The organism is Catenibacterium sp. UBA627 (assembly GCF_002299355.1).
Lineage (GTDB): Bacteria > Bacillota_I > Bacilli_A > Erysipelotrichales > Coprobacillaceae > Catenibacterium > Catenibacterium mitsuoka.
In genome coordinates, this window is sequence record NZ_DBPF01000026.1 from 1 (window position 1) to 5,716 (window position 5,716).

Sequence of the window (5,716 nt, forward strand, 5' to 3'; positions counted from 1 at the left end):
TTTGTATACATTTTCCTGGTAAATGTAACCTTTTCCAACATTTAACGTTTATTTAGTAGTCTAACTATAATTTTTTTTATATAATTAAAGAGTCATATAAAGAAAGGGGAAAATAAATGAAGACAAAGAAGATTTTGGTTGAAGTTGTTGCGACTGCCATGATTGTTGCACCACTTGCACAGCCAGCACGCGTATTCAATGTACATGCACTAGAAACAACACCAGTTGTACAAACAACAACAGAATCTCCTGTATTACAGAATGCGACAGTGCTTATTCCATCTGATGCAACAGTAGAACAGGTAACAGAAATTCTTAATAAGGCATTAATTAAGAATTTAGACAATGTGGACACTTCTAGCATTGAGTGGGAATATCAGTGTGAAGGGAAAAGTTCAATTGCATCAAAAAATACTGAATGGGGTTCAATTAACGGATTTGAATCAACGAAAAAGAACTTTCTTGGTATTACTACAACTTATACACATCCATCTTTAGCTGCAAATAGTGATGGCAGCTATCAGGTAAGAATTAAAGGGACTACTAAGGAAGTGACTGTCACTAAGGCTGCAAAGCTTAATAGTGTTATTGAAGTGAATGAAGGCGTTGAAGTCACATTACCTTATAAAGATGCTGAAAATATTGATTATGACGTATTGAAAAAAGCTATCTTTGAAAAAGTTGTAAAAGAATCAACTCCTGATTTAACTTGGGAAAATGTAGAAATCAAGTATGCTTACACCCTTGGAAAATTTACTTTATGGACAAACTTAGACGGTGAAGCTGGTAGACCAGCTATTACTGCAGGTGCTCATGAAATTAAAATTTCTTTCAATGGAAATGATACTTACTATGGTACAGAAAAAGAAGTCAATATCACTGTAAAGGATCGTACACCTGCAGACATCACAGTGAATGAAGGACAGACTATTAAACTTGCTTACAATGATGATCTAACAGTTGATTATGATCAGGTAGAAAAGGACATCTTTGATAAAGTCATTGCGACTTCTACTCCTCAATTAACTGCAGATGATGTGACTATTCAGTATCATGCAAAGGGCTTAATAGGTCTTACAAATAAATGGGTAAGTGTTAAAGGTGATAAAGTTTATCCTGCAATTTCTGAAGGTGAACATGAAATCAAAATTATTTATAAGGGAAGCAAGGATTATAGACCTCGTGAAGTAATAACTACAATCAATGTAGTAGACCGTGCTACTGTAGATGTAGTGACTAATGAAGGTCCTTATAATGTTTCTATGAAGTTTAATAAGGATCAGTCTTATGACTATGATGCCACTGCAAAGGCTATTTATGAAGCAGTTATCAAGTCTACAAATCCTGAATTATCATTTGAAGATTTCAAGGTTGAATACAATGCAAATCCAATAAATCTTGGAGAAATATGGTATGAATTAAGCAATAGTTCAGATTTAAATCTTAATAAGTTTAAAGCAGGTACTTGGAAAATCAGACTTTCTTGGAATGCGACAAAAGAATATAAAGGCGGTAATATTGTTGTAACAGTAAATGTAGAAGACAATCGTTTAGAATCTGCAGTTACACTTAAAGAAGGCACATCTATTACTTATAATATGGATGCACAGGAAATGAAGAAGGCTTTATTTGAATCAATTGATTTCAGTAAGTCTACATTACCTTCAAAGGCTGAATTATCAGTAGATGATTTCACTTATGAATATTATGGCACAAACGTTCTTGCTGGTAATATTGATGGTGGTGTAAAAAATTGGGCTCCTGTTGAAGGTGGTAAAGTTAATCTTGTATTAGATTATCCACAGATGCCAGCAGGTGAGCAGAAAGTAAGAATCACTTATAAAGGTAATAGTGATTATCGTCCAAGCACAAGTGGTGAAACGACTATTACTGTTAAGAAGGCAAAAGTAAAGGTGAGTGTTCATTCTACTAATATCTTTGCGGATGAAGAATTATCAAAGGATTTCATTACTACAAATCCAGCTGATAAGTTCGATGTGTATACCGTTTATGCAGGTGCTACAAGTAATGTAAGTTTAGGGCTTTATTTAGATCTTCCTGCTCGTTTCACTGATAATGAAGCTGTTATAAAGGTTCTTGATCCTGTAGTAGAAAAGGTATTTGGTAAATCATTTACTCAGATGATGCAGGATGGTGTCACTGTTGGTGAATTAAGAAAACTATTCAGCACTCAGGAACTATTAGATTTATTAGAAAAGTTACATATTGACACAGGTACATTCGGACAGATCTTAAAAGTTATCAACAAATTACCTGGTATTGCGGATAATGTACGTGTTGGATTTGGTACTCCAAATAGAGCTGGTTTATATGCAGTCACTGCAGTTACTGACAACAAGAACTATGAAACTGGTGTTGGTATTGGGGCATTACTTGTAAAACAGCATGTAAAGGGTGTTAAATTAATATGGAACCAGAAGTTCACTAAGGGTAAGATTTCTAAAGAAGAAGCTCAGAACTTTGATTTCAAGGCTACACTTACATATAATGATGAAGTTGTTTCTGATGAAAACGTTCATTACTTATATACTGGTGTACAGTCTAACTTAAAGCCTTATTCTAGTACAACTACAGCACCTACTGAACCTGGTGTATATACTATGACAGCAGTGACTGTAGGTGGAAACTATCAGGCAGCACCTATTATTCGTACATTTACAATCACAAAGTAATAGATTTATATAGACTTAACGACTTATGTTGTTAAGTCTTTTTTGTGTTATATGGCTTTCTTTTTCAAATTTAAATACTTTCTTTTTTTCTCATATTTTTATGATAGAATAGAGAATGTGAAAAGGTAGGTTTATAATATGCAAAGGGAATCAATACGTATGTATGCTTATGCGATTGACTTTGATTTGATCAAAGTTGATTTATCATTAAATTATTATAACGGAGTTTCAAGTCAGTATTATTTAAAAAATTTAGATACAAGTGAAGTCAAGATACTTAAAGGCGAAGCGACTGAGAAAGAAAATGGATTCCAGTCGTATCTTTTGCATACAGACTTTTCTGTAGGTACAAGATATAAAGTGTTTGATAATTATGGTCTCGCTTGTTTTTTAGATTTTAGTCAGCTTTCTATGAGTAAAGAGTTTGATGATCATTTTTATTATGATGGTGATGATTTAGGCAGTCATTATACAAAAGAGAAAACAACATTCAAGGTTTGGTCACCTCTTTCTACGGAAGTTGTATTAAAAATTTGGAAAGATGAAGACCTTCATTATTATCCTTTAGAAAGAGGAGATAAGGGGGTCTATAGTACAACTATTAAGAAAGATCTAGATGGTTATGAATATGTTTATATTATTGGAATGAATGAGGAATCCACTGAAACAGCTGATCCATATGCTTATTCTTGTACAGCTAATATGCATAGTTCAGTAGTCATTGATTTAGATAAGGTAAGACGAGTGGATTATCCTTTGACAGAACTTAAACATAATACAGATGCAGTTATTTATGAAGTAGGTGTCAGAGACTTCTCTGTGGATGAATATGGACAGATCACACATAAAGGTAAGTTCTTAGGTTTCTGTGAAGAAGACACAGTGACTAAGAATGGTTTTTCTTCAGGTATGGACTATTTAGATATGCTTGGTGTAACTCATGTACAGCTTTTACCAATCAATGATTATGCAACAGTAGATGAAGATCATCCGGATTTACTTTATAACTGGGGTTATGATCCAGCACAATATAATGTACCTGAAGGAAGTTATATTACTGATCCTAATGATGGTTATAAGAGAATCCAGGAATGTCAACGTATGGTACGCTGTATTCATAAGCATAATATGCGTGTTATTCTTGATGTAGTCTATAATCATATGCATGATGTAAATAATAATGCATTAGAAAAGACAGTCCCTTATTATTTCTTTAGAAGAGATGATAAGGGTGAATTATCTAATGGTTCATGGTGTGGGAATGATTTAAATAGTACTGCCAAGATGTGTCGTAAATATATCTTAGATATGTGCAAGAGATGGCAGGTTCTTTATGGTGTAGATGGCTTTAGAATGGATCTCATGGGTATTGTGGATATTGATACAGTGAATATGATTTATGAACAGGGCCATTCATTAGATTCATCATTTATGCTATATGGTGAAGGATGGAATATGGGTACTGCATTACCTGATTCAGAAAAGACAACAATTGAAAATAACCATAAAACACCTCATGTAGGTTTCTTTAATGATCATTTCAGAGATACAATCAAGGGACCTAATCAGATGGAAGTCAAAGGCTATACATCTGGGGATACATATAAGACAAATGAAGCCATTATCGCAATGTGTGACTACAATAAGTTCTCATCAATAGAACAGAGTATTAACTATGCTGAATGTCATGATAATGCGACTGTATTTGATAAATTCATTATTTCTAATGGACATGAAGATGAATATTGTCGTCAGAAGAGATGCTTATTAACACTTGCAATGACTATTCTAGCTCAGGGTGTTCCTTTTATTCATGCCGGACAGGAATTCTTAGGAACTAAGAATGGTAATCAGAATTCTTATAATGCAGGAGATGCAGTCAATAAATTAGACTGGGAACGTCATGACCGTTATATGAATGTTGTACAGGCTGTAAAGTTCTTTATAGATTTAAGAAAAAACAACAAGTGCTTTAGATATTATGACTATGAAGAGATGCATCAGCATGTATTTATCAACAATATCTACTATCGTATGGTAGAATATCATTTGACTCAGGATGAAGGAGATTATAAAGAATTTAAGATTTATTTTAATCCTTCATATGATGTGATTACTATTGGTATTGAAGATGACTTTAAGATATTATATAGTATGTCAAATGAAAGAATAGAAAATGGACAGCTCAATGTATTTGGTGTATCCATGGTTGTATGTGCAAGATAGGAGTATGGAATGAAATTAATTGTTGGATTAGGAAATCCTGGTAAAGAATATGATATGACAAGACATAATACAGGATTTTATTGTTTAGATGTCTTAAGTGATGAAATGAATCAATCTATTGATAAAGAAAAGTTCAAAGGCTTATATACTAAATTCAAGTATAAGGGTGAGGATGTTATCTTACTTAAGCCTCAGACTTATATGAACAATTCTGGTGAATCTGTTGCGGCAGTGATGCAGTTCTTCAAGATTCCTGTTGAAGATCTATTAGTTATTTATGATGATATGGATATGCCTACTGGTAAGCTTCGCTTAAGAGAAAAAGGCAGTGCGGGTGGACATAATGGAATCAAGAGTATTATTGCTCATGTAGGTACTCAGAACTTCAAGCGTATTCGTGTAGGTATTTCTAAGAATAAGCTTTATAGTGTAGTGGACTGGGTACTTGGACACTTCTCTAAGGAAGAAGAAAAGCTTATATCAGAAGGTGCTAAACGTGCGACAGAAGCTGTCTTATGTTATTTAGATGATGGTTTTAATAAAGCAATGAATAAATATAACTAGGTGATTGTTATGGAAAAAATACTGAATCTTTTAAAAGATAATCAGGCCCTACGTACCTTAGATAAAGACAATGGAACTATTGTCACAAACTCAACTAGCGATGAGGCTTATCTCATTGCTGGTTCTTTTTGGCATAATCCAAGAAAAATCCTGATTATTAAAAACAACCAATATGAGGCATTTAACCTCTATAAAACATTAACTGAACTTGTGAATCAGGTGGTCTATTTCCC

At 33.4% G+C, this 5,716-nt stretch carries 3 protein-coding genes; all 3 read left to right on the forward strand.

Annotated elements, in window-relative coordinates:
* Positions 1-116: 116 nt before the first annotated feature.
* Entirely contained in the window at positions 117-2,693 is a 2,577-nt protein-coding gene (locus tag B2S90_RS01660) for a hypothetical protein (protein ID WP_286696455.1), read from the forward strand.
* 138 nt (positions 2,694-2,831) lie between these two features.
* Positions 2,832-4,919, forward strand: coding sequence for a type I pullulanase (gene pulA / locus B2S90_RS01665; protein ID WP_055233020.1), 2,088 nt, complete (start codon positions 2,832-2,834; stop codon positions 4,917-4,919).
* 9 nt (positions 4,920-4,928) lie between these two features.
* Complete coding sequence (gene pth, locus B2S90_RS01670; RefSeq protein WP_055233022.1) at positions 4,929-5,483, forward strand: aminoacyl-tRNA hydrolase; 555 nt, start codon at positions 4,929-4,931, stop codon at positions 5,481-5,483.
* Positions 5,484-5,716 lie beyond the last annotated feature (233 nt).

What these genes read in the sequence shown, in the direction of transcription:
- B2S90_RS01660 (WP_286696455.1), top strand. Translation starts at nt 117, where the DNA reads ATGAAGACAAAGAAGATTTTGGTTGAAGTTGTTGCGACTGCCATGATT.
- pulA (WP_055233020.1), top strand. Translation starts at nt 2,832, where the DNA reads ATGCAAAGGGAATCAATACGTATGTATGCTTATGCGATTGACTTTGAT.
- pth (WP_055233022.1), top strand. Translation starts at nt 4,929, where the DNA reads ATGAAATTAATTGTTGGATTAGGAAATCCTGGTAAAGAATATGATATG.